The organism is Clostridium sp. MCC353 (genome assembly GCF_018785315.1).
Taxonomy (GTDB): domain Bacteria; phylum Bacillota; class Clostridia; order Lachnospirales; family Lachnospiraceae; genus CHH4-2.
This window is the reverse complement of record NZ_WQPN01000111.1, coordinates 399-4424: the sequence shown is the minus strand read 5'-3', so window position 1 is coordinate 4424 and position 4026 is coordinate 399. Positions and strand designations below refer to the sequence as shown.

Below are 4026 nucleotides of genomic sequence, written 5' to 3'. Positions count from 1 at the left end.
CCCGACGGATTCCGCTCCCCAGGGCCGCCTCCAAACATCCAATCCCGCCTCCGCTCCCTCGTCCCGCTTTCCTGCGTAACTTACTCAATTAAATTAATTATCCCTTATAATACTCTTCCACTGCCGCAAAAAACGCATCAATATTTTCCCATTTCGACATCGGAGGGATGTCACACCCTGTAGATATCACAAAATTCGGATATTTGCAGCACTCACCCATTACTTTTAAGGTTGCTTCCCTCACCGATTCAGGAGTACCGTTTCTGATCTCGCCGGCTGGATCCACATTTCCCATGGCAATGGTTCCCTCCGGAATATGAGTCATCATCTCCGCCATGCTGATCGCATTGCCAAAATGATAAGCCGCAGATCCTGTTGCAAGAATCTGATCGATCATCTGAATGGTATAGTTACCGCAATTGTGATAGATCACCAGGAAATCATCATCCTGAACCGCATCCACAATCTTCTTCACATAGTCACAGGAAAATTCTTCCGATAAAGCGGGGGAAAGCATGCCTGCCAGGGGCTCTGCCATCACTACGCCGTGAGCGCCTGCCGCTTTATAAGCATTTGCATAGTCGATCAAAAACTGAGACGCCTTTTCCAGAATGGTATGGACCATGTCCGGTTCTTCATAGCAGTATACCATAGCCTCCGTCACATCCATCAATCTGCCTGCCAATGAAAATGGTCCGATAATTCCAGCAAAAACCGGCCGGTCGGTAATCTCTTTCACTGCCATAGCAATTGCGTCAATATAGATCTGGGTTCTTCCAGAACCGATGGCAGGGATCTGCAGAGCCTCTGCTTCTTCTTCCGATCCCACAACGCTTCCAATCACAGTCGGAACCTCATCGTCGGAATAACGGATGGCAGAGCCAAAACACTCAGCTTCTACGGAAAGGTCCATCAGACTGACAGAGGCCAGGGAATCCACCCGGTCCGCTATCATTTTCATGCCTTTCGCCTGTGCGCCGGCATCTGAAATCAGGTCTTTCACAGTGATGTCCATAAGCTGAATTGCCGGAAATGACAATACAGGCATCGCTTTCTTCTTTGGTGCAGCCAGCAGCTCTGCCAGCCATTCTTTTGTATTCTTTTCCATAATTACCCTCTCATTCCGCCTTTGATTGCAGGCTGTTTCGCTTTTTAATAATCCTAATATATCAAAAACAATGAGAGGGTTTTAGAAAAAATTTCCACTTTTTTGTATTTATTTTAGATTATATAAAATTTTTACAATTAACTCATCTTAGAATGGAGGGCCTTACAGCTGATTCCCGGAAGTCTTCCAATCTTTCCTGATATGGCGCTGATAATATCCTGGGGCGCATCCACCACCACGCTGATAATATTTACCTGTTTTTTAGGATAAGGCAGGCCCATTCTACCTATTATATAGCTCCCATATTGATGCAGTATACCATTTACCGCCTCTACAGATTCCAGATTTTCAATGATAATACCTATTACAGCAATTCTTGTCTCCATTCCCGATCCCTCCTGGCTGATTACAGTAGTTTCAATGTTACCATCTTATATCATATTTTTCTAAATTTCAACATTCATAAATGGAAACCAGCTGTTATCCGGCTACTGTTCACAGCCTCCTCTGACGGATCCACCAAAGGGGGCCATGAACAGTAACGTTATCCATCCTTATAAATGTACCGCTTGTCAAAGACCTCCCAATCTTATCAGTTTTTTTGTTAATATCCGGTTATCAGATACATTATACAATTTTATAAAGTGGAGGGAAAACATGAATCAGAAAAACTATCTGCCTATCGGCTCTGTAGTATTATTAAAAGAAGGAAAGAAACGGCTCATGATCTACGGGCGCAGACAGTTGACAAATGATGGTGAACGCCAAAAAGAATATGATTATTCAGCCTGCCTCTATCCTGAAGGAATGTTAAACAGCAGGGATGTGGTGCTGTTTAACCATGATCAGATTCAAATGGTCTATTTTATCGGCTTTCAGGACATTGAGGAACTGCACTTCAGATCTTTGCTGAAAAATTCAGATAAGTGAGGGGATTCTTTATGGCACAGGGATTCAGCGTAAAAATAAATGAAATGGAACATACGAAATGTTCATTTTCCGGCTTCAAAACATCTATCGCGGACATTTCTTCAGATATAAAATCAGTAAAAAACAGTTTGGGCATTTCCGCAATTTCAGCGGACCTGGTGCAGAGAAACCTGAAAATAGTTCTGAATAACTGTGAACGCCTGGAGGATCATATGGCACAGATGTCCGGCAAATTGGAGGTTATCATTAACCTGTATGCCTCCACAGAAGCCGGTATTGTAAACCAGACTAATATAAAAACGCAAATTATTAAAAATGATGATCCGGGAAGCAGCGGCAATTTCATATATAACTATTATCAGGAAGTGGATCCGAGCGCATGGGACTACATTATGGATGCAGTGGAGCAAATCATTTTGGGAAACTTCACAGATGAAAGCAATCTGCTTGGAATTATCGGCTCAGTGCTGGTTGGGTGCATCCCCTATGTGGGGCAGGCCTGTGATATCCGGGATATCATAGCCGATATCTATCATCTGTTTGAAGATGGTCCTGAGACGGCCGAATGGATATCCCTTGGGATCGATGTGATCGCCCTCATCCCTCTTGCTGATCTTCTCAAATATTCTGATGAGGCAGCGGGCATTTTAAAAAATGCGGATGAAGCTTTGGGCGGACTTATTGATTACACGCGCGGGACTTGGAAATACGCCGATGAGGTTTTCACACAACTGGACGATATCATCCAGGAGGGAGCCGAATGGACTTCCAAAAATTTGAACAAAATTATGGATTATGTCAATAATGAACCCTGGGCACAGCAAGCCTATAAATCCGCAGCCAAACTGTACCAATTGGCCCAAAAGGAAATCGGCACGTCTACCGGCGGAGAGATTGTTAAGGATATCATTTTAGAAACAATCCATCTGAAAGACTGGGTTGTAGAGGAAACAACAGGTATGGTGGACAGCGTAATTGATATCTTTTCAAATGATACGCCGGTTACAGGCGGATCAGCCTTATAAATGGAAGCTATATTATAAAAAATAATCCCAATGGCTTATTTTTACACCGAAAATTTGTGCCGGAGCCACAAATTTGAACTGTATCTGAGAATCTGAAATTCTCAGTACATGCCTGTGAAAAAAGCGCTCCGGTATGGAGGAATTATATGCATAAGACTATATTTTCAATCACAATACTTTTGTTTACCGGCATTTCCATGCTATGCCTTGCATGGGGTGCTTATGGACGATACCATTGTATGACAGCACATTTTCCTGACCGTTACCGGCAGGTAAATATCTATGAAGATCCCCGCGATAACAGCCTGGATCCAACCAGCCTGGATAAGGGAAAAGCCATCTATAAACGGCGCTACGTCTACGGCAGCACCTGTTACCAGGTAAAAATATCCCGAAAAGAATTTGATGAAAAATTCTACATCTGCGAAGACCATCCCCAAAAAGCATACTCAGAATCTGATCTGGTACAAGCCGCCAAAAACCTGGTTCTGGCCGGTATCGAACTTGCCATCGCCATAGGTTTTTTTGCGATGATCGCGGGGGGCTTCCGGCATTGAGATTAATTGGGATTTAATTGAGGAAGTTACTTTAATTGTGAACGTTACGCAGGAAAGCGGGACGAGGGAGCGGAGGCGGGATTGGATGTTTGGAGGCGGCCCTGGGGAGCGGAATCCGTCGGGGATGAAAGCCATCTGGAAACCGTAAGTGAAACTAAGACTCCAGGGACGGAAAAAGACGGTCCGATGCCCATTCACGGTAAACTCTTTATGGGACTTTACCGTTCAGTGGGCATCTCAGAAACTGATTTGGTTTTCAGTTTCTGCCCGTCTTTTTCCACCCCTGGAGCCTAAGTTTCACTAACGGTTTCCAGATGGCTTTCATCCCCGACGGATTCCGCTCCCCAGGCCGCCTCCAAACATCCAATCCCGCCTCCGCTCCCTCGTCCCGCTTTCCTGCTGGTTT

Annotated in this window: 6 protein-coding genes; 4 read left to right on the top strand and 2 right to left on the bottom strand. The window is 44.5% G+C overall.

The features are described 5' to 3' along the window. Window positions 1–97: 97 nt before the first annotated feature. Complete coding sequence (locus GPL15_RS19355; protein WP_215700319.1) at window positions 98–1108, bottom strand: uroporphyrinogen decarboxylase family protein; 1011 nt, start codon at window positions 1106–1108, stop codon at window positions 98–100. Window positions 1109–1245: 137 nt separating this feature from the next. Continuing rightward, window positions 1246–1494, bottom strand: coding sequence for a TM1266 family iron-only hydrogenase system putative regulator (locus tag GPL15_RS19350; protein ID WP_215700318.1), 249 nt, complete (start codon window positions 1492–1494; stop codon window positions 1246–1248). A gap of 271 nt (window positions 1495–1765) precedes the next feature. Here GPL15_RS19350 and GPL15_RS19345 point away from each other — a divergent pair, with 271 nt between their 5' ends. From GPL15_RS19345 to GPL15_RS19330, 4 genes are all read left to right on the top strand, one after another. Then, window positions 1766–2038: a DUF4176 domain-containing protein gene (locus tag GPL15_RS19345; RefSeq protein WP_215700317.1), complete on the top strand. Its 273-nt coding sequence runs from the start codon at window positions 1766–1768 to the stop codon at window positions 2036–2038. A gap of 11 nt (window positions 2039–2049) precedes the next feature. After that, the gene (locus GPL15_RS19340; protein WP_215700316.1) at window positions 2050–3063 is read left to right on the top strand and encodes a hypothetical protein; all 1014 of its coding nucleotides are present in this window, start codon (window positions 2050–2052) and stop codon (window positions 3061–3063) included. A gap of 146 nt (window positions 3064–3209) precedes the next feature. Next, window positions 3210–3620 (top strand): hypothetical protein, encoded by a 411-nt coding sequence (locus tag GPL15_RS19335; protein WP_215700315.1) that lies wholly within the window; start codon window positions 3210–3212, stop codon window positions 3618–3620. Window positions 3621–3701: 81 nt separating this feature from the next. Beyond that, window positions 3702–3914 carry a hypothetical protein gene (locus tag GPL15_RS19330; RefSeq protein ID WP_215700314.1) on the top strand — a complete coding sequence of 71 codons (213 nt, stop codon included), beginning with the start codon at window positions 3702–3704 and terminating at the stop codon, window positions 3912–3914. Window positions 3915–4026 lie beyond the last annotated feature (112 nt).